At 39.9% G+C, this 26,868-nt stretch carries 18 protein-coding genes and 1 pseudogene; 11 read left to right on the top strand and 8 right to left on the bottom strand.

Annotated elements, in window-relative coordinates:
- Nucleotides 1-126: 126 nt before the first annotated feature.
- The 3 genes from crtD to VB733_RS24620 all read left to right on the top strand — a co-directional run bounded on the left by crtD (nt 127) and on the right by VB733_RS24620 (nt 2,928).
- Complete coding sequence (crtD, locus tag VB733_RS24630; protein WP_323342689.1) at nt 127-1,671, top strand: C-3',4' desaturase CrtD; 1,545 nt, start codon at nt 127-129, stop codon at nt 1,669-1,671.
- Between the two features lie 154 nt (nt 1,672-1,825).
- The gene (locus VB733_RS24625) at nt 1,826-2,506 is read left to right on the top strand and encodes a hypothetical protein (RefSeq protein ID WP_323342688.1); all 681 of its coding nucleotides are present in this window, start codon (nt 1,826-1,828) and stop codon (nt 2,504-2,506) included.
- A gap of 200 nt (nt 2,507-2,706) precedes the next feature.
- A complete protein-coding gene (locus tag VB733_RS24620; RefSeq protein WP_323342687.1) occupies nt 2,707-2,928 on the top strand; it encodes a hypothetical protein in 222 nt (73 codons plus the stop codon).
- A gap of 79 nt (nt 2,929-3,007) precedes the next feature.
- Here the strand turns inward: VB733_RS24620 and VB733_RS24615 are convergent, their stop codons facing one another.
- The gene (locus VB733_RS24615; protein ID WP_323342686.1) at nt 3,008-3,604 is read right to left on the bottom strand and encodes a DUF3318 domain-containing protein; all 597 of its coding nucleotides are present in this window, start codon (nt 3,602-3,604) and stop codon (nt 3,008-3,010) included.
- Between the two features lie 71 nt (nt 3,605-3,675).
- Between VB733_RS24615 and VB733_RS24610 the strand changes: the two genes are divergently transcribed.
- A complete protein-coding gene (locus VB733_RS24610; protein ID WP_323342685.1) occupies nt 3,676-3,936 on the top strand; it encodes a hypothetical protein in 261 nt (86 codons plus the stop codon).
- Between the two features lie 97 nt (nt 3,937-4,033).
- Here VB733_RS24610 and VB733_RS24605 read toward each other — a convergent pair whose 3' ends face one another.
- The 5 genes from VB733_RS24605 to VB733_RS24585 form a co-directional block, all read right to left on the bottom strand.
- Nucleotides 4,034-5,731 carry an iron uptake porin gene (locus VB733_RS24605; RefSeq protein ID WP_323342684.1) on the bottom strand — a complete coding sequence of 566 codons (1,698 nt, stop codon included), beginning with the start codon at nt 5,729-5,731 and terminating at the stop codon, nt 4,034-4,036.
- A gap of 500 nt (nt 5,732-6,231) precedes the next feature.
- The gene (locus VB733_RS24600) at nt 6,232-6,945 is read right to left on the bottom strand and encodes a Crp/Fnr family transcriptional regulator (protein WP_323342683.1); all 714 of its coding nucleotides are present in this window, start codon (nt 6,943-6,945) and stop codon (nt 6,232-6,234) included.
- A 1,211-nt stretch (nt 6,946-8,156) separates the two neighbouring features.
- The gene (gene phoU, locus VB733_RS24595) at nt 8,157-8,825 is read right to left on the bottom strand and encodes a phosphate signaling complex protein PhoU (RefSeq protein WP_323342682.1); all 669 of its coding nucleotides are present in this window, start codon (nt 8,823-8,825) and stop codon (nt 8,157-8,159) included.
- 30 nt (nt 8,826-8,855) lie between these two features.
- Nucleotides 8,856-10,229, bottom strand: a complete 1,374-nt coding sequence (locus tag VB733_RS24590; RefSeq protein ID WP_323342681.1) for a HAMP domain-containing sensor histidine kinase — start codon at nt 10,227-10,229, stop codon at nt 8,856-8,858.
- A gap of 231 nt (nt 10,230-10,460) precedes the next feature.
- Nucleotides 10,461-11,216, bottom strand: coding sequence for a response regulator transcription factor (locus VB733_RS24585; RefSeq protein WP_323342680.1), 756 nt, complete (start codon nt 11,214-11,216; stop codon nt 10,461-10,463).
- Nucleotides 11,217-11,815: 599 nt separating this feature from the next.
- On the opposite strand from VB733_RS24585, the gene VB733_RS24580 reads away from it, so the two are divergent.
- Together VB733_RS24580 and VB733_RS24575 are read left to right on the top strand one after the other, a co-directional pair.
- On the top strand, nt 11,816-12,796 hold the full coding sequence (locus VB733_RS24580) for a hypothetical protein (RefSeq protein ID WP_323342679.1): 981 nt from the start codon (nt 11,816-11,818) through the stop codon (nt 12,794-12,796).
- A gap of 83 nt (nt 12,797-12,879) precedes the next feature.
- Nucleotides 12,880-13,986 carry a hypothetical protein gene (locus VB733_RS24575; protein WP_323342678.1) on the top strand — a complete coding sequence of 369 codons (1,107 nt, stop codon included), beginning with the start codon at nt 12,880-12,882 and terminating at the stop codon, nt 13,984-13,986.
- Nucleotides 13,987-14,051: 65 nt separating this feature from the next.
- On the opposite strand, the gene VB733_RS24570 is transcribed toward VB733_RS24575, so the two are convergent.
- Nucleotides 14,052-15,407 carry a cytochrome P450 gene (locus tag VB733_RS24570; protein ID WP_323342677.1) on the bottom strand — a complete coding sequence of 452 codons (1,356 nt, stop codon included), beginning with the start codon at nt 15,405-15,407 and terminating at the stop codon, nt 14,052-14,054.
- Between the two features lie 245 nt (nt 15,408-15,652).
- On the opposite strand from VB733_RS24570, the gene VB733_RS24565 reads away from it, so the two are divergent.
- The 5 genes from VB733_RS24565 (at nt 15,653) to leuS (ending at nt 26,351) form a co-directional block, all read left to right on the top strand.
- The gene (locus VB733_RS24565; RefSeq protein ID WP_323342676.1) at nt 15,653-17,227 is read left to right on the top strand and encodes a type II CAAX prenyl endopeptidase Rce1 family protein; all 1,575 of its coding nucleotides are present in this window, start codon (nt 15,653-15,655) and stop codon (nt 17,225-17,227) included.
- Nucleotides 17,228-18,371: 1,144 nt separating this feature from the next.
- Nucleotides 18,372-18,647 (top strand): TM2 domain-containing protein, encoded by a 276-nt coding sequence (locus VB733_RS24560; RefSeq protein ID WP_096609393.1) that lies wholly within the window; start codon nt 18,372-18,374, stop codon nt 18,645-18,647.
- 556 nt (nt 18,648-19,203) lie between these two features.
- Nucleotides 19,204-21,759 carry a heavy metal translocating P-type ATPase gene (locus VB733_RS24555; protein ID WP_323342675.1) on the top strand — a complete coding sequence of 852 codons (2,556 nt, stop codon included), beginning with the start codon at nt 19,204-19,206 and terminating at the stop codon, nt 21,757-21,759.
- 651 nt (nt 21,760-22,410) lie between these two features.
- The gene (locus VB733_RS24550; RefSeq protein WP_323342674.1) at nt 22,411-22,911 is read left to right on the top strand and encodes an FHA domain-containing protein; all 501 of its coding nucleotides are present in this window, start codon (nt 22,411-22,413) and stop codon (nt 22,909-22,911) included.
- Between the two features lie 860 nt (nt 22,912-23,771).
- Nucleotides 23,772-26,351, top strand: a complete 2,580-nt coding sequence (leuS, locus tag VB733_RS24545) for a leucine--tRNA ligase (protein ID WP_323342690.1) — start codon at nt 23,772-23,774, stop codon at nt 26,349-26,351.
- A 151-nt stretch (nt 26,352-26,502) separates the two neighbouring features.
- Here the strand turns inward: leuS and VB733_RS24540 are convergent.
- Nucleotides 26,503-26,868, bottom strand: a pseudogene (locus VB733_RS24540) (hypothetical protein); the annotation flags it as partial.

The following is a 26,868-nucleotide window of genomic DNA, read 5'->3' as shown; positions in this document are numbered from 1 at the left end:
CGTTACAAGGAAAGCTGCGAAATCAAGGGTCAAAATTGAACCAGATACGGAGATACAAAAACGTCAGGACAGCGTATCCTCTAAAATTAAAATAAGAAATATTAAAAAACGTAAATAATATTATCAATGCTGAATAATTCCCATACTAAATCGCGATCGCATTGCCAATCCCGCGTCATTGTCATTGGTGCCGGAATTGGTGGCTTAACGGCAGCAGCATTACTCGCCCATCGAGGTTACGAAGTCTTAATTCTCGACCAAGCCATAGTACCGGGTGGTTGTGCTTCCACCTTCCAGCGTCAGGGATTTACCTTTGATGTGGGTGCAACCCAGGTGGCTGGTTTAGAGCCTGGGGGTATTCACGATCGCATTTTTGCGGAATTAGGAATTGATTTACCAGCAGCAACACCATGTGACCCAGCTTGTGCGGTATTCTTACCAGGGGAAACTACCCCGATTAATGTTTGGCGCAATCCCGAAAAATGGCAGAAGGAGCGGCAATGTCAGTTTCCCGGTAGCGAACCATTTTGGGCTTTGCTGGCATCCTTGTTTAAAGCCAGTTGGGATTTTCAAGGACGTAACCCGGTATTACCACCGCGCAATCTTTGGGATTTGTGGCAATTAACCCAAGCAGTGCGATCGCAAACCCTAATTACGGTACCTTATATGCTGTTTACAGTGGGAGATGCATTGCGTGCCTACGGTTTGGAAAATGAGCATCGCTTGCGGACATTTTTGGATTTACAACTCAAACTATATTCACAGGTAAATGCAGAAGAGACGGCATTACTCTATGCTGCAACCGCTTTAGCAGTATCACAAGCACCCCAGGGATTATTTCACCTCCAAGGTAGTATGCAGGTTCTCAGCGACCATTTAGTCACAGCTTTGGAACGTGATGGTGGGAAGTTGTTAATGCGTCACACCGTCGAAAAAATTCACGTTAGCGATGGGAAAGCCACAGCAGTAACTATTAGGAATCAAAAAACAGGGGAAGTTTGCCAAGAAACAGCCGACCATATTATTGCTAATGTTACTGTACAAAACTTAGTTAAACTCTTAGGAGATAAAGCCCCACGGGGTTACAAACGGCGTGTTGCCAAACTACCTTCACCCTCCGGTGCATTTGTGCTGTATTTGGGCGTAGAAGCAAGTGCCGTGCCTGCCGATTGTCCACCCCACCTGCAATTTTTATATGATACTAATGGTGCGATCGGCGAAAATAATTCTTTATTTGTATCGGTGAGTCACCCCGGTGATGGACGCGCCCCGGAAGGTAAAGCAACAATTATTGCCTCATCATTCGTCGATGTGAAACCTTGGTGGCAAACGGAAGATTACAAAGCCTTAAAACAGAAATTTACCCAAGAAGCCATATCCCATTTAAATAAATACTTCTACTTGAAACCGGAAACCCTGATCCATGTAGAAGCCGCCACACCTCGAACTTTTCAACGTTACACAGGGCGAGAACAAGGTATAGTTGGGGGAATTGGTCAGCGCATCCCGACTTTTGGACCTTTTGGTTTTGCTAATCGTACACCCATTCCCCGTTTATGGTTAGTGGGAGACTCGACGCATCCCGGAGAAGGAACTGCTGGGGTAAGTTATTCAGCATTAACGGTGGTAATGCAAATTGAGGCACAAATGTCTAGAACTGGAAATAAATAATTGTGAATATTTGACTACATCAAAGTGTTAATCACCATGATTAGCACTATTTTTTGTTATTTTTGTTAAAACTGTAGAAGTGCGATAACCCTACATTTGCTTGAGTGCGATCGCTCATCTTAGCTAGATAAACATCTCCAATCCAAAATCCCATATGACGGTAAGTTACGAAACTTTTCAACGTCAAAAATATCCAAAATTTGGACACTACAATGCCGAATTGATGAATTGTGAATTTTGGAAATATATGGTGACAACAGGTTATTCAGCCTGGGAAGCACGCGAGGAGTTTGGGTGTACAAATAGGTTGCGCGAAGGACCAATTTGGAGTTTTCAGAGATATGGAATGTCGAGTAATTGCCTAGCTGATGGTCGGGTAATTTACATCGGTGGTGAACATGAAGATGGTCAAGACCCAGATTTTTGTATATATAATGATGTCATTGTCAAATGTACAGAGGGCGAAATAAATATTTACACATATCCCATCGATATTTTTCCACCTACAGATTTTCATTCAGCGACGCTAGTTGATAATAAGATATTTATTGTGGGTTGTTTGGGGCATCTACAGGATCGATGTCCCCATACCACTCGTGTATATTGTCTTGACTGCGATGATTTGACTATTGAAAAAATAGAGACAAAGGGGGAAAATCCTGGTTGGATATACAAGCATGATGCGGAATTTATCCCAGAGAAAAATTGTATTAAAATTGTCAAAGGTTATATTTTTCAATTAGCTGAAGGCGAAGAAATGTATACAGAAAATACTGATGTTTTCTGGTTAAATTTATCTAGCCAACAGTGGTTTCGTGGGGAAATACCATTTTAGTTAGCAATTCCAGATGGGAGTAAATTCAACTCAACTCATATGATAATTAGTCAGTAATTAGGGATTTTCAACTAATTAAATACCCAATTTGTGTAGGATGTATTCAGCGTCAGCCGGAATGCATTGTCACCTGGAGTAGTAGAATTAAGTAATTTATTTTGGGGATTCTCTGAGTAAGTAATCAGGAAAGAATAAGTATTATGTCAATGTCGAAAACTGAAGCAAAACAACTTTTAGAAAGGATAATATTTGAAACCGATCGCCCGCAAGAGTGGGTTCAAGATGTATGGGGTTTAAGCCCAACTTTAGGAGAAGATGCCGCAAAATTAGTTGATGTTTTTGAGATGTTAATCGAATGTTGTACCGATGAAAAATTAGAGAATTTAGTCCAAAGTCTCTATCAAGAACATGTAGATTTATAAGTAGTATTTGTGTAGCTATTTTCCTCTGCTTTCTTTAATGTAGAGGTATTGCAGATAGATTTGTAAAAACCAGTTACAGCTAAATTTTAGGAATCCCAATAGCAGACAAACCAGAAATAGCACGTAAATTTTGACAGCGCACTAACTCATTAAAACTTAAATGCGATCGCTCCTCAATTTTAGCTACAGTTTCAATGGAATTGAGTAAGTTTTCGGCTGCTGCGGTTTGCGAATAACCCCGACGTTGGGCAATATTCAACGCATCATTGTCAGCACTAATTTCCAACTCCTGGGAATTATTCATTCGCCAAATTCTGACTATTCCCATACCACTCAATGCTAACGCGGCGATCGTGCCAACTACATCACCTTGCCTGAATTCTACCAAACCAACCAATAAACCCGCTAAGATAATCCCCTGAGATATATCCGGTTTAAACCATTTCACCTCTACTAACCAGCTTACCGTCCGCAAAAACAATATATCTCGTTGTGGCTTCGTCAACTTACACCATAAATCAAAGTTAATATATATAAGTCGTTCTCGATTTCCAGGTAATGGAAACACAATATCTATTACTTTTGTTTGCTCTGGTTTATTGATTATTTTTACCATCATCCGAGCAGATGCGGGCATTAATTCTGATAAGCGACGAATTTCGGAATTTTGCTCCATGTTTTTAATTAATGTTCAGTCACAAATCTCAAATAAAATCTAAAATCTACCATAAAATCTGAAATCCCTACATGGAAGCCTTTGCACTCATCCCACCTGAATGGACAAATCAGGCTGTTCACGCTTACACATTTTGTTGTCCGAAATGTCATGCCCATAGTTTAGAAGCAACAAAAGTTTGGATCAACAGGCGTGCCCCTGTCACTACTGAAAATCATCGCCGTAAATGGCAGGAATTTTATCACTGTCACTGCGGTTGTGTGTGGTGGGCTTGGAGTAATGACAGACCTCCTACAGATTTAAAAAAGCCAGAGGCAACCGAAGAATTATAATCATTAAATTTAAAAGATTAAATTAAAAGGGCGAACAAATGTTCGCCCCTCAAGTATGCGTTATGTTAGCCCAAAAACGCTCTCAATATTTACGACATTAGAACGAGAATGTTGTTCGCAATGTACCAACATAAACGGTGTCGTTTTGGTCATTGTGTTCTGGGTTGAAGATAACCAACAAACCAGGTGTAACGGCAATATTGTCAGATACTTGCATCCGGTAGAGAGTTTCGAGGTGGTAGGAGGTGTCAGCATCGATTTGGCGAACACCACCAATTTTATATCTATTACCAGTAACTTTGGGAGGTTGACCAAAAGTAATACCAAGTAAGCTACCTTTTGCTCCCAAGTCTCTCAAACCAAGATTTGCTGCCCAGTAGAAAGCGGTTGCATCTTTACCTGCGATACCAGCACCACTTTGAGCTTCCATGTCAGCATAACCAACCCAGCCACCAACGGCTATTTTTTCAGAAGCACGAATATTCGCTTGTAAACCGTAGTGGTTGGCAGTTGTGGGCACGTTACCGAAAGGTCTGTTGACTAAGTCACTACCAGTTGAGTCAAATTGGTTGACACCACCACCAACAACACTACTATTTTGGTAAGTGCGTGCGTAGGTTAAACCAAGACCAATATTCTTACTGGGTTGGAAACCAAGTTGGGCGATCGCAGCAAAGTTCCCATCGGTCAAACCATTTTTGTCGGTGGGATCATTACCAACGTTTCTACCACCACCACCAGCTAGATAACCGATTGATGCGGAAATTGGACCATTTTTGGGAGCAAAGTTGATGGTTGCACCGCTACCACCACTACCTTGACGGTAAATGGGGCTGAAACGTGCATAACGACCAATGGAACCCCGTGAGTCACTTGCCAAGTCGGGGTTAAAGTTGGGCATGTTGTCGTAAAATTCACCCGAATTCGCATCAACTTTAACGCTCAGTGCATCGCTCAAGGGAAAACGATACCAGAGTTTATCAATCACGACATCGTTCCCGTTATCACCATCAAAGGATAAACGAGTCATGTTGGTTCCAGTGGTACCACTATTAGAAATAGTGTTTCTAGCTTGTAAGCGGATTTGCAACTGGTCTTTTCCACTAAAGCTGCTATTCAAACGCAAACGTACGCGATCTGAAAAAACTAAATTGCTATCTAAGTCTCTTTTCGCAAGAGAGCCATCAGCATTCCGAGGTGCTGTATTATTGATTAATTGACTGGAACGGACAGCTTGGGCATCACCAAAGGAATCAGAAAGGTTGAAAATTACTTCCCCAACTAACTTGGTTGTGGTGGAAAATTGATTTGCTTCCAGTTCCGCAGTTCTGGCTTCCAGGTTATCAACACGACCACGCAAAGTCGCCAATTCTGCTGAAAATTCTTCTTGCAAGCGTTGCAATGCAGCTAAGTCTTCTTTAGTCACCAAGTCAGCAGTTGCAGTTGCAATCAATTCGTTAACGCGATCCAAACAAGCATTTAAACCTGCGGCGAATTCATAACGAGTCAAAGCTCTATTACCGCGATAAGTACCATTGGGGTAGCCCGCAATACAACCGTAGCGCTCAACCAAGGACTGTAATGCTTGGAATGCCCAGTCTGTGGGTTGTACGTCTGAAAATTGGGATACAGATGTTACTTGACCAATATTTTCAGATTGCTGTCCTTGCGCCAGTTGGTTAACTGAAGTCACGCCGCCGTTAACTTCTCCAGCCAAAGCACTACCTGCTGCGCTCAAAGTTGCAGCAACGACAACAGGGCTGAATTTTAAAATGTTCCAGAGTAGTTTAGACATTATTTTGTATTCTCACTCACACCTACCTGTGTTTATTTTACATTACCTCTGGGAGATTTTTACTAACTTACGGAAATTTTTAATCTGAATATTATTTGTATCGAACATTTATTATATATTTGTAGTTTCAAGCTCTTGTCAGTTTTTTCAATTTATGCTTTGTGCGGCGATCGCTCCCAATACATAACGATTTCATGACTTATTTCCCTTTGGTTAATGAAAGGTTAACAATCACTATTTTTTTTCGATCAATAGTCAAGAAATACAGATATATTGTCTTTTGAATTTATTTTTGAACAAGTAATATTTTTAACACCAATCTTGTTCAGCATTTAGATGTAAAAAGAGCAGTAAGGAGATTCTTATCGCAGTTTTGCCAAAAAAGAGAAAACTGTATCAAAAAAATCCGACAACATCGGCTTTGGCAAATAACTCATGTAAATTATGCCAGTAATTCATCTAAATCAATCCAAGACTGTTATCCTTAGTATTGATATTGATTAGCTTCTGGGTTGAAGATAACCAGGCAAGAAAGAGCTACTGTTGCTCTGTCGCTGAGTAGTATTAGCTAGAGGCTTTCCCAGGGTTGCATTTGTGATATTTGGATTCTGACTTTTGGAAAGTATGATGATGCGACGTTTGTGACGAATCAGAGTTGCTTCTTCTTCAAATTCTTGCAACAAGCGTGTGACAGTCACACGAGTAGTATTCAAGACTTCAGCCATTTCCTGATGAGTCACGTTCAAGTCAATGAGTGTGCCCTGTTCAACATCACGACCGAATTTTTTACTCAACCAAACTAAAAACAGCCACAATCGTTCGGAAATAGTTTTGCGATGAACTATGCTCAGAAGTTCTTCCGATTGTTGAATGTGGCATATCAGTGCATTGACATTTTGATGCCACAAGTGAGAGGGAATAATGCTCACCTCAACACTTGTCAAGCATTCAATTTGGTAGGGTTTAACACAAGACAAGGGAGAACCAATCACATCTCCAGTTCCCCAATAACCCAAAGTGATAAAAGTACCATCTTCATCCCAAGTTAATGTCCGAACTGCCCCACGCTCAATTCTCCAAAGTAGCTCATTTTGCGCTGGGATGGCTTCACGACGGGCAAATAATTTTTGTGGCAAGGAGCTATTTGCAACTGGTTGAATAGGGGAAGTTGGATGTGTAACAGGATTTATGTTGCGATTGGTGGAATATATCATGTTTGAGGTCTAGTTAAAGTTAGACAGGTTAGCATTGCATCAAGTAACCTGAAAGGCTAATTACTTGGAGTTATTGAATCATGCGATACGCAAATAAGCACCGATTGAATAGTAATGAGTTTTTTTACTTGTAGTTGATAATCAGGCTTGAGAAACAGTCATCAAGCAGGTAAATTATGATCAAATAGCTGTGATTACTAAATAAAACTAAAAAATGTTAATATTTTTGTATCTTTGCTTGTGTTGCTTACCGAGAATTTTTACCTCATTCTGTTTGTTTTCATGGTTGATATCTGTCTTATTTAATACAGTTAGTTACTGAAGACTTAAGATGTCGTTTTTAATACAAAAGATTGCATAAAATAACTATCTATTGGTACTAGGAAATATTTTTTCCTAATAATTTTTAATAGGTATAAACCTGATTTTATACTGCAAGCGGTTAGGTATTAGCCTTTATTTATTAGCCTTTAAGTCTAATCGGAAGGCGCTATAGCGATTTAGGGAGTCTAGTTTCTAGCCGTTTTTGATATATTTACTATTAAAGATATTACTTATCCATAGTATCTAGAAAATGGCACTAATTTTTCGTTAGAGAGTAAATTAACCTCTAAGTTTCCAATTGAAATTAAAAAATAATTCAGCATTTTTCACTATCAATCGCAAACTCCAACATTAATTTACTATGAGTAAAGTGATAAGCACAAACCAATATATTTATATAGAAATGTATTTTATATATTTTACATATTTTACACAAATATATTCTAGGGTGGATACGGTAGGTTAAAACTTCCTACACAAATTCTGTAAAGAATAATTTATGTAACATATAATTTACAGAAATTATTGCTCACAGACAACCCTGTATTGAACCTTGCTCACTTTATCTTAGAGAAGAAGAATGTTGTGACTAATTTACTCATAACGAATCAAACTAGAGCCATAGGTGTTAAGGAAAACAATTTAAGATTGCCTTCGCTACTGTAATCTAGCAAGTTTAAGAACAGGTAAGCTTTTGATAAAATGTACTTTGCTTAACCAAATTTTAATTGATGGAGAGAGAATTCGTATAAAAAAAGCAACTCTTGATGTTGCCTCACAGTCTTTGATTTTGATCATTCGATATGGATATATTAGGTTTAGAATCAAGACTGAAGTTTTTGTTGGAATTGTTAACTTAATAATATTGTTAACTTAATCGCCTGTAACTAAGAGCGTTGCCCAGTCACAATATATGCTACTCGTTGTCCAATATTTGTAGCATGATCAGCCATTCTTTCCAAACAACGAATTGCTAGTCCCAACAGTAGAAAAGGTTCTAATAAACCGGGCACATCGCGTTGCTGTGCTAAGGCATTGTATACTCGTTCATAGGCATTATCCACGGCATCATCTAACTGTTTGATATTGCGTCCGTTGGCTTCATCTAAATCAGCTAAAGCAACCAAGCTTGTAGCTAGCATCGCTTGAGCATGGTGTGACATCATCGCAATTTCTGGCATCAGTGGATGTGGTGGATAGGAAAATAATTTCACCGCGATGTCACCCAAATCTTCTGCATAGTCACCAATACGTTCTAAGTCACGTACTAACTGCATAAAAGCACTTAAGCAGCGTAAATCACGTTCTGTTGGTGATTGGTGTGTCAAAATTAGGGTGCAATCAAGCTCGATTTGCTTATAGAAGCGATCGATTTTCCGATCAATTTTGGGAAGTTCTTTGGATGCTGTTAAATCACCCGCAAATAATGCTTGATGACTTAGGCGAAAGGATTTTTCTACTAACGCACCCATACGCAGTACATCTCGCTCTAAGCGGCGAATATCGCGTATTAGTTGGGATGATTCTGGATTGTGATTATAAAGAATTGCTTTCACTCTTCCAGTCTTAAAATAATGAAGATACTTTTAAATATAGTCTTGACTTCGATAGTTTGCCATTACTTCTGGTAATTCAATTTGCATCCAAGCTCCTTTAGTTTTGGGGTGATTCATTGCTTTAATTGAGCCACCATGTGCTAATACAATTTGTTGAACGATCGCCAATCCTAAACCAGTACCGACGACTGTTGTGTTGAGGCTATTTTCTTCCGCAGGTTTACGGGTTCTAGCTGTATCGCCGCGATAAAATCTCTCGAATACATGAGGTAAATCTGTTTCCGAAAATCCCACCCCCGAATCTATCACATTAATTTCTAACTTTGATTCACCAAAAGAGGTATATTTTGACATCTGTTCGCGGGAATTTTCAGGAATCTTACTGGCGCTGAGTTTGGCGGGAATAATTCTTACTTCTACCTGAATTTTGTTATGGGAATTACTGTACTTGATGCAATTGTCAAGCAAATTTACAAATACTTCATACATTCGCGAAGGGTCAGCTTGAATCCAGATATTTTCTGGCGCAGAGTAGGAAAAGTCGATTTGCTGTCGTTGTGCTAATGGTTCCAGGGTTTCCCAAGCGGAATAAATTAAAGATTTTATATCTACAGGTTGGCGTTGCAGTTGCAGTTTCGGGTTATTTTCCAGTTGGGTAAGGTCTAACCAACTTTGAACCAAATTAATCAGACGGTCAACTTCCAGCATCAAACGGTCAACCCAGCTTTTGAGGGGGGAATCTAAACGGTCTTGCAAGGTTTCCACTACTAGACGAATGGAAGTGAGTGGGGTTCGCAGTTCGTGAGCCAAATCAGAAAACGAGCGATCGCGCATTAAAATTGCATTTTGTAATGGCTGCCGATTCTCTAAAAATACGCCCACTTGTCCCTGTGATAAGGGCAAGCTGGTAGCTCGGAGAATTATCGGTTTTACGTCAATCACAGCCTGGGGACTTTCACAAGAGGGATGGAACTCCCATTCCTTAATTTGCTGTGCGGCGCGATCGCGAGTCAGTTCAATTAAACGATCAAGTTCGTATGAGCGTACCAATTCCAGCAGCAAGCGTACTTGTCCCGGTTGCCAGCGCTCCAAGTACAACATTACCCTTGCTTGTTCGTTACACCATAGTAGTTGATTTTCGTCATCTACCTGAAGATAGCCAATTGGAGCAAACTCCAATAAATCTTGATAAGTTCGTAATTGCTGCTGCAAAAACTGTCCTTGGTACTTAACCAGAGCAATTTCATCACGTAGACGCGGAATCAAAGGTAATGAGACACTTAGAGGCGATCGAGTAGTCAAAGGTTGCAACATCTGCGCCAAATAGCGGTTTAGCTGATATTGCTGCCATACCCAAAACCCGACACCAAAGATTAATCCCAAAGAAAAACCCAATACGAACATCAAACATCACTAGTTGTTAGCTGCTTTCTCAAATTAAACTAACAACTATCACCAGCGATAGCTAGTAAGTCAAGGCAAAAGGCAAAAGAAACAAAGCCAATATTCTTAACTTTTTAGCCATTTTATAGGCGTGGAGAGACTTTCCGCAGGTTATGGTAGCTTCATTTCCGCCAAGATGTACTAGTTAAAATTTACATAACATATATTTAAACTAAACTAAACCAAACTAAACTATCCAAAGCGATAGCCAAATCCCCGCACAGTCACAATATATTCTGGATGGCTGGGGTCTCTCTCCAATTTTTCCCGCAACCAGCGAATATGTACATCCACTGTTTTGCTATCGCCGACAAAATCAGCCCCCCAAACTTGGTCTAGTAACTGTTCTCGTGACCAAACTCGCCGCGTATAGCTCATAAATAACTCTAACAGGCGAAATTCTTTTGGCGACAAATTTACCTGCTCTCCCCGAACCAATACCCGACATTCCTGAGGGTACACAGTCACATCCTTGTACTGTAAAACCGGTGCTGGTAATAAAGCACTTAATCTCTGACGACGCAGTAACGCCCGACATCTAGCCACCAATTCTCGGACACTAAAAGGCTTAGTGAGATAATCATCAGCTCCAACTTCCAAACCCAAAACGCGATCGGTTTCGCTACCCTTGGCACTCAACATCAAAATCGGTACTGGATTGCCTTGATGACGCAATAAACGGCATATATCCAAACCATTGATTTGGGGGAGCATCAAATCCAAAATCACTAAATCGAAATTTGATTCCCCTGAGTTAGCTTCGCTATTTTTTAAATTCTCAACCGCAACACGCCCATCAACTGCTGCTACTACCTCGTAGCCTTCTCCTTCCAATGCCAAAACCAACATCTCCCTTATCAGATCTTCGTCTTCGACTACTAAAATGCGACTGATTTGACCGAACTCCGATGCCGGAGGATATTTTGTCAATTCATTGGTGGTATACATCGATCAAGATTGCAAAATAAGGGTGTTCAACTGTATCTATCTCAATTATCTCACATCTTGTACCAAGAAAAATTGATGGGTTTTAAGCACTCAGTATCAAAGCTGAAGTGTTCGCTTTAGCAATAAAAGTCAATAAAAATAATGTAGTTTTATCGCTCCAATTCTCACTTGGTCTCAGTATATACGGAGATATGCAAAATATATTCAGATTATCAACTCTCCGTGCAGTTAGATTAAATAATTTGCATTTAATTTAGGATTTAGCTATATACGTAGCCCGCAATATAAAGTATAAAAAAGCATCAGTAAACGTAATTGCGAACATAATTGAGCATTTGGAGTATTCCAGAATTTTCTTCTTGACAAGAGTAAATTTCCTCGGCTAAACTTATGGTACAAAAGTACCAAAAACAAAATAATAAAACATTAAAGCAAGGATAGTTTTCCTTGTTGAGAAGGTACTATTTTCAGCATTTTCACTGCATTTAAAACATATGCTTCAAGGCTAGCCTGATGTATGTACAGGTGCGTCTTGATGTACTTTTTTAGCAAATTGATTAGCTTAATTAAAAATCATTACGATTCAGGGAGTTATGTATATGGGCATAGTTGCGATTAAGGATGGCAAACAGCAATTAATGCAAGCATTTCAGCAGATATTAACCGAACGAAAGAATATTGAATCCAGAATTGCAACGAAACTTGAAGTTGCGGAAAAAGCAAAAAATAAGGAAATACTGGAAACCGCTTCAACTTACACTGTTGATAGCATCGTCAAAAGCTTGGCAGATTTACAGCTAGAATTTGGTAGCATTGTCAATTCGCTGTCTGAAAAATTAGCGAAAGAAAACTCAAAGTTAGATGAACTCAATCGAGCTATAGAAGTAGAAACCGTATACTTGCAAGAACTCCAAAAAATCAGAATAGTTGCTGATACTATTGATGTCTTAACGCAAGAACATCAAGAGAAATTAAAAAACCTGGAACAAGATACGGGCAGTAAAAGGGAAATATTAGAAAAAGAAATTTTACAAACTCGTAAAGATTGGCAAAAAGAACAAATACGATTTGACGAAGCCTTACAAGCAGATAATGAGTTGCAAATGAAGCAACGCCAGCAAGAAAACGAAGAGTATGCATATCAGTTAGAAAATACTCGTAAGATTAATTCTGATGCTTACGAAGCGAAAAAGCGAAATTTAGAACGTGATTTACAAGAAAATGCCCAAGAAAAAGAGAAAAATTGGGCAGAACGCGAGAAGGTTTTAAAAGCTAACCAGCCGCTATTTGCAGAATATCAAAAGAAAGTTGCTGCTTTCCCGGCGGAGTTAGAAGAAGTGGTGAAGAAAGCACGTGAGGAAGCAATTAAAGAAACAACTCAAAAGGCAAAAATAGAAGCTGATTTATTTGATAAAGAGTGGGAAGCAAACAAACAAAGCTACGAATTAAAAATTAAATCATTGGAAGAAACTATTCAAAAGCAAACTGAACAAATCGAAAGTATTACAGTTCAGCTACAAGCAACTTTGAAACAAGCACAAGATTTAGCAATGCGTGCATTTGATGGTTCCAGTAAATAGTTAATTATTAACTGTTTGCTCATTCCTTTTTATTGATTAACTATTTATCCTTTGCCCTTTCTATTTCTCTCAGGAGTGAGATTATGCCGACAAAGAAACCAACTGACAAAAACACTAAAGTTGAAATTCTGCAAGCTTATGAAGAATTAGCGAAGGAAAAAGCTGCACTAAAATCACAATTAGACCAAACTATCAAGCAAAATAAAGCAGATTCAAACCTGACTTCTAACTCTAATTCCACAACTACAGAAAAAAATGTAACTGAGATAACAACTATGAATTCTTCAGTAAGTATTCAACAAAAGATGAACTATACCATCGATAGTTTAGTGAAAATTCAGTTAGGTTTTGGTAGTGCTGCTAATGAATTGTCGGAGTTGTTAACAACTAGAGCCTCTAAATTAGCAGAAATTAAACAATCTGTGGAAGAGACAACTCAACAATTACAAGAATTACATAATCTTGAAATTCAAGAAGATACTCTCGATAGTCTTATCCAAACTTATGAGGATAATTCTAAAACTTATCAAGAAGAGTATAATCAAATTTTAGAAACTCTCTCACAGCAAATTCAAGAAGAACGTGATTCTTGGCGTAAAGAACAAGAAGAACATAAATTATTTATCAAAGAACGTAATGAAAATCTCTCCAAAACTCGTCAGCGTGAAAATGTTGATTACTTATATGATTTAGAGCTTCAGCGTCAACTCAGTCTAGATGAGTATGAGCAACAGCAAAAGGGTTTATACAAACAATTAAATGACTTGCAATTGGAAACAGAGAAAAATTGGTCTGAACGAGAAAAAGCTATTTCTGAACGTGAACAACAATTTGAAGAATATAAAGCAAAAGTAGAAGCTTTTCCGAAAGAAAAAGAAGCTGCTCTGAAAAAAGCGACTGAAGAAGGTAAAGGAATTGCATATTACCAAGCAAAAGTCAAATCAGATTTACTTGCTAAAGAAGTTGATGGACAAAAAAGATTTTATGAACAGCGATCGCAATCTTTAGAACAAACTATATCTAACCAAGAAACGCGAATTATGAATCTTTCTAATCAACTGGAATCTGCATTAAAACAGGTGCAAGATTTAGCGGTTAAGGCGATTGAAGGCTCGGCAAATGTTAACTCATATCAAGCAATTAAAGAAATTGCTTTAGAACAAGCTAAAAGTACCATGAAAAATAAATAAATTTCTACCTGAAAATTTTAGATATCCCCGATTAACTAACATTTGGGGATATTTAATTTCAATAATTATTGAAGACGATATTTTGCCATCATTTTCATGTTTCCTGGCGTGGCAACTGTTAAACCACGACGTACTGGTTTAAGCGGACGTTTATTCACAAGTGAAACTTGATATTTAGATAAAACTGTTGCTAAGACAATTTTCATTTCATACATTGCAAAAGCTAATCCAATACAACGGCGATCGCCACCACCAAATGGTAAATATTCATAGGCAGAAAATTGTCTTTCTAAAAATCTTTCTGGTTTAAATTTATCAGCTTCTGGATATACTTCTTCGCGATGATGGGCAATATAAATTCCAGGTATAATAACTGTTCCTACAGGTAAATTATAACCAAGAATTTCAATCGGCTTTTTCACAAATCTTGGAAAGCTTGACATCACAATTGGGTAAATTCGTAGGGTTTCTTGACAGACTGCTGTGAGGTAAGGTAGTTTGGCAATATTACTAAGTTGTAAATTATCATCAACAGAATCAAGCTCAGTTAACAAATTTTGACGGACTTCAGGTAAATAGTCAATCCAGTAAAAAGCCCATGTCAAAGCTGATGCTGTAGTTTCATGACCCGCTAACAGCAATGTGATTAATTCATCGCGTAATTCAACATCAGACATTCCCTGCCCATCATCGTAACGTGCAGTCATCATTAAACTCAAAATATCTTGGCGATTTTGATAATCTTCAGCTTTTCTTTCAGCAATCAAAGCATAAATTAATTCATCAATTTGCTGAATTTGTCGTATGACCCAACCCCACGGACTCCAGGCTCCCAAATCTTTTTGCAGAAAGCGAAAAAATAAGGAAGTAGACATGAGTGGATAACTAATAAAATCTAATAGAGAACTCAGCAAATTTCGGAGATTTTCTAAGTTTTCTCCGGCATCTAAACCAAAAACAACTCGCAAAATCACCCGCAAAGAAACTTCCTGCATTGATGAACGAATATTAAAAGGTTTACCAATTTCCCACTCGTCCATGACTTGCTGAGTAATTTCGCGAATTTTATCCCCATAAGCCCGCATTCGATCGCCATGAAATGGAGGAGTCAATAACTGACGCTGTTGCGAATGGCGATCGCCATCCAAAACAATTAGGGAATTTGCCCCCACAAGGAACCCTAAACCCCGATTTGCTCTCCCGGCATCAAAATGACTCGGATCGGCGGTGTATATCTGTTGCAAGGCTTGAGGGCTACAAAAATAAACGATATGATTACCGCTTTTATTGAACAAAGTAAAGGTATCACCATAATTCTTCGCATTGTCTTCCATGTACTGAATTGGCTGGAAAATCAACTTTAACAATCGCTGCAATGATGATTTTCGAGAACCTTCTGGTAAGCTAACCATAGTCGTCATCTGCTTCTACCTGCCTGATTCACATCTACATCTATTTTGACGAAATAAATCGCTGATGATGGTTTCCTTTTGCTGCCAGTGATAATGGGCGATAATTACCGAGGAATAACTGTAATCACAGCGACTGTAACGACGCAAAGACAAGGGAATGCAAAGATGAAATTTAAATACCGATTGACTGAATCATGTAGCGAAATAGTAGTTAAATAATTTAATTTTTTGTTTAATAAGGTAAAGGGGTAACGATGACTTTCAAGCGATTGGTAGTAATCTTATTAACGGCTGTAGCTGTCTTATTAGCAGCCTCAGCCTTAATTCGCAGTTGGCAAGAACCTCAGTTTAAAAGTCGCTTGCAACTCTATCAAACCGATATGATATTACAAGCCTCGACCTGGGAACCAGAAACGACTTCAGATCAGAATTATCAAGGTGCAAGGGATGCAATTTTAGGGGCAAAACCAATAGAAAATGCCACTACAGAATATGAAGCCGCCCAAAAGTCAGCAAAAGCAGCTTTAGAAAAAACCAAAACTCGCCTCACCAAACTTCAACAACAGCCTGTTAATACTCAACTTGCTACCCAAGAGAGTACATTATTGTCAACCAACAGTGCTGCCCAAAACCAAAAACAACTTTTATTAAAATCTCTCCAAGAACAACAAAAAAACTTAGCAGAAGTCGATTTACGTTTGGGAATTCTCCAAGCAAAACAGGAAAAAATAGACTTAGCAATCAAAACTTGGGATGAAGTCACCCAACAAAACCTAGTTAATCCCGATTTACAGCAAACAGCCCGCGTTTTAACGGGAATTTGGGCAAGCCCCGCCCGTCTCTTACCAAATGCCCTGGAACTTACCACAGCTAATCTCAACGGTTGGTATCGATATACAGCTCTATCTCAACTTTATCGACTTCAACAACGAGATGATGCACTCACAGCACTTAATTCTTCACAGCAAGATGTAGCCGAACAAGCCGCCATCAAACTGGCGGTTGTTGGAGTTCTCCCCAATTTAACTGTACTAGTTGGCTTCGGATTATTGATTTTTGCGATCGCTCAACGCTTACTCAAAGGCAAACAATCCATATTAGGGCAAAATAGCCAGCTAAAATGGTCAACGCCTTGGGATGTGGAAACAATTTTACTGGTTTTTGTTGGTGGTTTCTTCTTGATGGCGCAGTTGGTAGTGCCCTTGCTCATCGGATTGCTTCCTCTTCCTGCCGCTAATGGCAATATTCGCATTCAAGCTTTATATATTTTACTCAGTTACGTTCTCATGGCGATCGCCGCCATCTCTGTTCTCTACATCTCAGTCAAGCCATTTTTCCCCCTGCCTGAAGACTGGTTTCGCTTCCGTCTCGGTGGTAAATGGATTCTCTGGGGTTTGGGTGGTTACTGCGTCGCCTTGCCCATCGTCCTGCTGGTGTCGTTAATAAATCAACAAATTTGGCAAGGACAAGGAGGAAGTAACCCCCTACTCGAACTTGCACTTGCAGGACAAGACTCTGTAACACTAAGTATATTTTTTACCACAGCCGCTATTGCCGCTCCTTTATTTGAAGAATTCCTGTTTCGCGGCTTCCTACTCCCTTCCTGCACCCGCTACATGCCCGTTTGGGGTGCGATTATCCTTAGCGCTTTCATTTTTGCGATCGCGCATCTGAGCTTGTCAGAAATTTTACCCCTATTTTCCCTAGGAATTGTGCTGGGGGTAGTCTATACCAGAAGCCGTAATCTTCTTGCTCCAATGCTACTTCACAGCATTTGGAATGGTGGTACTCTCCTCAGTTTATTCGTCCTTGGTAGCAGTAATAATTAGTGAGTGTGTTCACCCCCTTGACAAACCACTAAACATTTGCATTAATATATTGCAATCAAAAATAAATCAACAGTAAATTTATGCATCTCAGCGAGGATAATTGTTAATTAAGTTACGCAACAAACTCAGGGAAATGTTAAATAGATCACAAAACACTGAGCAAAACAATAGTTAACTATATAGTTGGCTAATTTGTGAACAAGTTTTGTCAGTATTGTGTCAGAGTTATTACTTAGCTTCGATTTGGTTACAGTTCCGAGCGAATTAATTTCCTAATCCTCGTAATGATTTTTATACTGTTTATTCAGCTCGGTTAATTTCGATGCGAGTCAATTCTTACATTTTGTTGGGAACGAACTCCGGCTAGAAAGTGTCTATGCTAGTATTCAGGTAATAACAACGAGATAAAAAAGTCCGGGATTTCAGCCGATCGCTTGTAGAAAGTAATATGGCGTAGCGGATTTAATGATATTGCTTTGAATTGTCCGAGCAAAAGTATTTTTGTTCTCAATTAAGCAAGGCTGCTGTGCTTATATTTTTCTTCATTTTTACCTACAGTTACATACAAAACGGTGATAATCGCAGGCTTCGTCTGACGATTAAGTTCCCTATATGTTAAGAACGCTTCTTTCCTAATCTGGAAGCGCTAATATCTGGCTATATGTTCTGTTAAATGCTTCTAATCTGATGAAGGAAAGTTGCATTAATACAGTTAATTCTAACGAGCCATAAAATGTTAGTTCATCATAGTTAATTGTCAATAATTATTGTCCATGCTTGTTATTTATTTATACGGGCTTGTTAGTAATTGATGGGTAATTGTACCCTCACAATTATTAAATTTTACTTATGAAGTATAAATAAAGAACTTAAATAACTATTGAATATTAATTGTTATTTGTGATTAATTAGTTACTAGCGATCGCTGATTACTTAAGAGCTATTAACGGATTAAATATTCACAATGATTGACTAACTATCTAATCGTTAGTAATTAGCCATATATTTTCATTTTTGTACTGAATCAACCAAGTGGTTGTATTTACTCAGTACATCAGTTACGCACTCAGGAAAATAAATATATCTCTTCTACTGACAATAAAAATCTCAATTTTATACATTCTTACCAAGGAGTTTTTAGTCAATGGCAAACCTCACCCCTAGCCACGCTACCAAGCAAATTTTGTCTGGATATTGTGGTATTATTTTTGGTGGATTTGGTGTCCATAAATTTGTTTTGGGATACTCTGCGGAAGGCTCAATCATGCTGGCTATTTCCTTAGTGGGAATTGTGTTTGCCTATGGAGTGCCATTTTTAATTATGCAGCTTGTCGGTCTGATGGAAGGCATGATTTATCTGAACAAAAATCATGAAGAATTTGTAGACACATACTTTGTGAATAAACAAGGTTGGTTCTAGAACTAGATATCGCGTAATTATTACTGCTGAATACAATTTTTAGAGCATATAAACAATTAAATATATTTTCCATAAAGATACAATATTTTTATTGTGTCTTAAATACCACACTCACCCTACTTTTTGTTATATCAAAAGTGGGGTTGAATTCTTAGACATGATGAATCTAGATAATGAATATACAATATGCAGAAACTTAGAACTAAAAGAATACTACTACTCCCATTTCTAATTCTCGGTTGCGGATATTTTTATGCAGTCTCAAGTTTAGGTGTAGATGACTTTTGGAAAAGTCAGATTGCATTGATCCCCGTTCAACTTGGTGCAGTCATATATTTTACTTATCTGCATTGGGGTAGTCGTCAGTCTAAATAATGACGATAAAAATGATCACTAAATTAGCCGGACTGGAGAGGAAATAGTAAATCCCCAAAAATTAACGAAAAGTTAATTAGTTTGACGATACGTCAACTTGGTCAATTTGTCAGATTTAGCCTACGCTCAAAGAAGAGGCGCTATTTGTGCTGAAGTTTCGTAGCAAATCCCACAATTCCCCATGCAACTTGTCCCAAAAGCCGAAGCAAATTCTGAAAACACCACAGTAAACAAGCCAGTAATCGAAAAAATCACCCTTGATGTTGGAGGGATGAAATGCGCTGGTTGCGTGCGTTCCGTCGAACGTCAACTCAATCAATATCCGGGGATCATCAATGTCTGCGTCAATTTGGCAACTGAGGTGGCTGTAGTTGAATCGGAAATTGGTGTAGTCGTTCCTGAAGCCTTAGCAGAGCATTTAACCGCCGGCGGATTTCCCAGTCAACCGCGTTTACCCCAGGGGAGAACTGGAACTGCGGCAAAAAATATAGAACAAAATATAGAAGCAAAAAGCGATCGCTTTTCTCGTCCAGGAATGCAATCGGTGTTCAGCCAGTTGACAGTTGCGGGTTTATTACTACTACTTTCAACTTTAGGGCATTTCAGTAATATCCTAGATGCCATCGTCCCAGGATTAAATAACATCTGGTTTCATTGTGGACTCGCTACAATCGCATTATTAATCCCTGGTCGTTCAATTTTAGTTGATGGCTGGTTGGGAGTGCGACGCAATGCACCGAATATGAATACCCTTGTCGGTTTAGGTACAGTTACAGCTTATACCGCCAGTTTAATCGCATTACTATTGCCTCAACTGGGCTGGGAATGTTTTTTTGACGAACCAGTCATGATGTTGGGATTTATTTTATTAGGAAAAACTTTAGAACAACAAGCACGAGGTCGTGCCGCATCGGCTTTTAAAAATTTACTGGCATTGCAACCCCAAGTAGCACGGTTGATTGGGAAAGCAAAGCAGCCAGGGGAATTAGAACAATCGACTTTGCCCAATCCTCTCAATGCTGACATTGTTGAGATTCCCGCCGAACAAGTGCGGGTGGGAGAATGGTTACAGGTGTTGCCAGGGGACAAAATACCCGTCGATGGGGAAGTCGTGTATGGACAAACCACGGTGGATGAGTCGATGCTAACGGGTGAAGTCGTACCCGTGATGAAACAATTGGGAGATAACGTCACCGCCGGGACAATTAATCAATCTGGGGCGATCGCAATTTGTGCTACCCGTATAGGTAGTGAAACAACCCTCGCTCAAATTATTACTCTTGTTGAAGCTGCACAAACCCGCAAAGCCCCTGTGCAAAAGTTAGCTGATACTGTCGCCGGATATTTTACCTATTTTGTCATCAGTGCCTCTTTGTTAACGTTTTTATTTTGGTACTGCTTTGGTACTCACATTTGGGCTGATGTGGTGTCAAATATTACCATGACTGCCACAGTCCCCATGGCACATCATTTAGCGCACAGCACTCAGTCCTCCCCACTTCCCCCCTCCCCAATTCTCTTAAGTCTCAAATTAGCGATCGCAGTGATGGTGGTTGCTTGCCCTTGCGCTTTAGGACTTGCTACGCCAACGGCGATTCTTGTGGGTACAGCAATGGGTGCTGAACGCGGTTTACTAATTAAGGGTGGCGATGTTTTAGAAATTATCCATCAGCTTGACACGATAGTTTTTGATAAAACTGGGACTCTTACCACAGGTAAACCAATTGTGACAGATTGTATTGTTTTGGCAGCAGAGGAAGTTGACAGCCAAGGGAGAAATTTATCTACATCAGACATCTCCAAATCTAAATCGCCCGAATCTCTGCTACAAATTGCCGCAGCAGTTGAAAGCGGTACATGTCATCCTCTAGCAACAGCAATTCAAAATGCGGCGACAGCACAATCATTAAATACCCTGCCAGAAGCAGTTAATTTTCATACCGAACCAGGTTTAGGTGTGTCGGCATTAGTTGACGGCAGCAATGTTTTATTGGGTAATTCTGATTGGTTAAGTTGGCATGGGGTTGTTATTTCCGACACAGCGAAGACTACAGCCCAGGAGCTGGCAAATCAAGGAAAAACATTGGTTTATATCGCCATTCATGATCAAGTCGCCGGGATAATTGCTGTTAGTGATACCTTAAGACCCGAAGCCAAAACAACAGTGGAAAACTTGCGGCAAATGGGTTTGCGGGTAATGATTTTAAGTGGCGATGGCATTGAAGCTGCGAACGCGATTGCCAAACAACTTGATTTAGATAGTCACGATGTGATTGCTGGTGTCCCCCCAACTAAGAAAGCTGCGGCGATACAAATTTTGCAAGAAGATAAAAAGGGCAAAGGGAAAAATTCTCAATCAATTGTGGCAATGGTGGGGGATGGAATCAATGATGCACCAGCACTATCACAAGCCGATTTGGGAATCGCCATGCGTTCGGGAACAGATGTCGCCATGGAAACGGCTGGAATCATACTGATGCGCGATCGCTTAACTGATGTAGTAGAATCGATTCGGTTGAGCCGTGCGACATTCAACAAAATCCGCCAAAATTTATTTTGGGCATTCGCCTATAATACGGTTGGCATTCCTCTCGCTGCGGGTGTTCTCCTGCCCAGTTTCGGTTTAGTTCTCAACCCTGCTGGCGCTGCGGCATTAATGGCATTTAGTTCGGTTAGTGTTGTCACCAATTCTCTTTTGCTACGACGAGTAGCAGCTTGCAGCCCCGACTCTCAATGAGTTTAAGTCATTTAATTGCCATTTAACTCCCAGCAATACCTAGTTTGGACAATTTCAGGGTATTCTAATCTTTAGATCACACTGTGTCGCGAGGTAAGCTTAATTAGCGTTCCATTCGTGTATGCTTACTACATACTCATGTTTGCTCAAACCTAGCAAATAATTGTGTATTAGTGATAAGGTAGCGTTATCATGCTCAACTGACATCACTCTTCAAATAGCGAAAACCAAGCTAGGTGTCGTCAGTTTTAGCAGCTAATTTACACCTGCGGGCAAGAATTAGCCGACTACCTTGATTGAAACAGGGATTTTTAATGGGCAGTTGCTAACAATTTTATTAACAAAAGAACAGCGATCGCACAACTCATGCCATTAATTTATTCATGCCATCAAAACAACAGTCAGTGCAAAGTTAAAATCATCAGACTTTAATTTGCATCAAGACTGTGAGGTTTGTCGTATTAGTTGGTGCTTTTTTGTGTCCTGACAAAGCGGATGCGGGCTAAAGCAAACTCAAAATTTTGCTCATCAGGAGGACTTTGCTAAAAAGATTCTTCTTGACGAGAATTATCAGTAAGGCTGAGTTTAGCATTGCATTGCGGAATGCTAATTCGTATTAATTACATACCCTAAAACCAAGAACTATTAAGGATGGCAGTGAACAATACTCAAAAAATATTAATTAATTCAATTCCAACTGATTTTAGCAACGATTTGCCAATGGCAGCAGAAATTAGTGAAAGTCATCTATTGATCGTAGAAGACGATCGCGGACGTAAAGAAATTAACCTCGATCGTCCAGTATATTCGATTGGTCGCGATCGCGAGTGCGATATTCGTCTAAATTCGCAGTTTGTCTCGCGTCGTCATGCCACACTTGTCAGGCTTCCCCGCGATGAAAGTAATCATACCTATTATTATCGCATTGTCGATGGAGATGCCAAAGGTAAGCCTAGCGCCAATGGTTTAATGATTAATGGACGCAAACTACCAGCACAAGACCTCAAAAACGAAGATGAAATAGTCTTTGGACCTCAAGTACGTGCAATCTACTATCTGCTGAAGGATTCCATGCGAACTGGGCAAACTGATTCCACTGAATACGATATTACATTAATCAACCCAGGAATGACTGAAGAAACGGAAGAATAGAAATTTGTAATATTTTGCTGCTATTTATACAGCTTGTGCAAGTAAATGAGATCAAGAACAGAGATTTCCTAATAGATTACTTGGCGGAGGATTTACTCTTTCCGTCTTATTACTGAATGGGGATAAATAAATTCTCACATTAGATTCAGTGATAGAGCTTGACACTCTGCCCTCTGAAGAGAGGCAGATTCTTTAAGACTTGCTTAAAAGGGATAGTCAAATATCCCCCTAGACGCTCAAAACAACTACCTTTAAAGATGCTGCAATTGCGCTTACTTTTTAAATTTCGTTGCGTTCCGAGTCCATCACCATGCCAGTTTGGTACGCTCAACATCCTGCCATTGCTTGTTTACCCAGGGCTGAACTTGTTCAGGAACGAGGTAAATCAGGGATTTCACCTTACTAGGGTGTTTCATCACGTAGATGGTTATTCCTACTTGCTACAAGTAGTTTAGCATTTTTGAATGCAGATAAATCTGCACGAGTCGTTTTTCCTCCCTGGGCTGAAGCCGCAGGGCTTCCAAACTCCCAGGTATTTTACGTGATAACTTCGGTGAAACATATCCAAATTCTGAAACCCCTGTCAAGTCAGGATTTTTCAATTGCGTAGCTTAATCTTGCTAGTCTACGAAAACGCCTTGCGGCGTACACTCACAGAGAAGCCACTACGCGAATTGCGAATTGCGAATTGCGAATTGCGAATTGCGAATCGATATAACGCCAGCCCTGAAACTCAACTTTTCCGCTATCGAGATTTTTGTATTATACTTGTAATACAAGAAAAATCCCAAATCTCCCCTGCCAAGCATCTACAATATGTAGGCAGAAAAAAATGCGTATGTGAAATAGGAGTATTTTCAGTGGAGTTCCGATACAACCCAGCAGAAATTGAGGAAAAATGGCAAAAAACATGGACTGAACTTGGCTTAGATAAAACCCCTCATGACTTAAACAAGCCAAAATTCTATGCCTTATCCATGTTTCCCTATCCATCGGGGAGTTTGCACATGGGTCACGTCCGTAACTATACCATTACAGATGCGATCGCTCGCCTCAAGCGGATGCAAGGGTATCGGGTGCTACATCCAATGGGTTGGGATGCCTTTGGATTACCTGCGGAAAATGCTGCGATCGATAGGGGTGTGCCTCCATCAAAGTGGACGTATCAAAATATCGAGCAGATGCGATCGCAATTGCAGCGTCTTGGTTACTCGATTGATTGGGATACGGAAGTTGCCACTTGTTCCCCCGATTATTATAGGTGGACGCAGTGGATTTTCTTGCAATTTTTTGCCGCAGGTTTAGCTTATCAAAAGGAAGCTGCGGTAAACTGGGACCCTGTAGACCAAACGGTTGTCGCCAACGAACAGGTTGATAGTGAAGGACGTTCTTGGCGCAGTGGTGCGATCGTTGAGCGGAAGTTATTGCGGCAGTGGTTTTTGAAGATTACCGACTATGCTGAAGAATTATTAAACGACCTTGACAAATTGCCGGGATGGCCAGAAAGAGTCAAGTTAATGCAAGCTAACTGGATTGGCAAATCAACGGGTGCGTATTTGGAATTTCCCATTGTCGGTACGAAAAATGGGATGGATGAGAAAATTGCCGTTTATACGACACGTCCCGATACAGTTTATGGCGTTAGCTACGTGGTATTGGCTCCCGAACATCCATTGACAGCCCAGGTGACAACAGCCGCACAAAAAGCCCCAGTGGAAGCATTTGTGAAAGAAGTGGCAAGTCAAAGCGAATTGGAGCGAACTGCGGAGGATAAACCCAAGCGGGGTATTCCCACAGGAGCCAAGGCAATTAATCCATTTACAGGGGAAGAAATACCCATTTGGATTGCTGACTATGTCCTGTATGAATATGGTACAGGTGCAGTGATGGGTGTACCTGCCCATGATGCCCGTGATTTTAAATTCGCCAAAGATCAGAATTTGCCAATTAAGGTTGTCATTGTTGAAGAGGGGCAAGCAGAAGAGGAATTAAAAGCCGCGTATACCGAAGCTGGCGTATTAGTAAATTCCCAGCAATTTGATGGTATGGCTTCAGGTGAAGCGAAGAAAGCCATTGTTGAATATGCCGAACAAAAAGGATTTGGGAAATCTCGTATTCAATACCGTTTGCGCGACTGGTTAATCTCCCGACAAAGATATTGGGGTGCGCCAATTCCCATTATTCACTGTCCCGAATGTGGTGCGGTTCCCGTTCCCGATGCAGATTTACCCGTCCAATTACCTGATAATGTCGAATTAACGGGACGCGGAGGTTCACCATTAGCAAACTTGGAAAGTTGGGTAAATGTACCTTGTCCAAGTTGCGGGACACCAGCAAAGCGGGAAACCGACACAATGGACACCTTTATCGATTCGTCCTGGTATTACTTGCGTTTTACCGACGCAAAAAACGAAAACCAAATTTTCGATAAGTCCAAAGTCAATGACTTTATGCCCGTAGACCAATATGTTGGTGGGATTGAACATGCTATTTTACATCTGTTGTATTCGCGCTTCTTTACCAAAGTCTTGCGAGACAGGGGTTTATTGAATTTCGATGAACCATTCCAACGCTTATTAACCCAGGGAATGGTACAGGGTTTAACCTATATGAACCCGAACAAAGCCGACAAAGACAAATGGGTTCCCAGCAATTTAGTTGATCCAGCAGACCCGCGTGACCCCAAAACCGGCGAACCATTACAATTAGTTTACGCCACCATGTCCAAATCGAAGGGTAACGGTGTCGCACCGGAGGATGTCATTGCTAAATATGGTATTGACACAGCCCGGATGTTTATTTTGTTCAAAGCACCACCGGAAAAAGATTTGGAGTGGGATGAGGCTGATGTCGAAGGGCAATATCGCTTTTTAAACCGTGTTTGGCGCTTGGTGACAGAATTTATAGATCGTAAGTCCTCAAGACAAGCGAATAAACAAGCACAAATAACCAAACCAGAAAAGGATTTAAGAAGAGCAATCCATACAGCCATCCGGGAAATTACGGAAGATATCGAAGGTGGCTATCAATTTAATACAGCGATTTCTGAGTTAATGAAATTGAGTAATGCCCTGAATGACGCAGGTTGTAAGGATTCATCTGTATTTGCTGAAGGTATCAATACTTTAGTTGTATTGTTAGCTCCCTTTGCACCCCATATTGCCGAAGAATTGTGGAAACAATTAGGGAATACAGAATCAGTACACATTCACCCTTGGTTAAAATTTGACCCCGAAGCGATGATTGTGGACGAAATAACCTTAGTCATTCAAATTAACGGTAAGAAACGCGGTGATTTGCAAGCACCAGCCAACTTAGATAAGGATGCGTTGGAAAAATTTGCCCGTGAGTCGGAAGTCGCACAACGACATCTTGAGGGTAAAGAGATTAAAAAGGCGATCGTTGTTCCAGGTAAGTTGGTTAATTTTGTAGTTGGTTAGGTTTGGATTTCAATAACATTTAATTAGTTCAGACCCAAATAATGTGTAGAGACGCAAAATTTCGCGTCTCTATATGTGTAAAGTTAATATGATCAGTTTTTGCAGAAGTTGGTTGGAGTGAAACCAAACAAATAATATTGTGAAAGACTGATTATTTAAAAATTTTTTTTGCTGTCTTTCCACAGCTATTGACAAATAATCCATCAAAAGTGCCTCCGACGAAACCTCCGGCTAAAGGCACCATTCTCATAAGGTTAACTACACCTTTTTCACCAGCTTTCGTGATAAGTCGAAAACCAATCTTCTTATTTATTTCAATCAAAACCCTGCCAGGTATCTGCTTAATCAAGTTTTTAAATAGCTTGTTACCAATTGCAATGCCTATGTTTTTAAGTATCTCTTCTCCTGCTTCACCAATTAGACATAACAAAACCATTGTTTTAACCCGTTCTGAATAAATGTCATATCCACGAAGATGAGCTATTGCAGCAGCAGTATTAGCTCCAAGTGCATAGGG

Origin of the sequence: Calothrix sp. UHCC 0171, from assembly GCF_034931845.1 — a bacterium.
GTDB lineage: Bacteria > Cyanobacteriota > Cyanobacteriia > Cyanobacteriales > Nostocaceae > Brunnivagina.
Note: the sequence above shows the minus strand (reverse complement) of the source record. Positions and strands in the feature narration are given on the sequence as shown.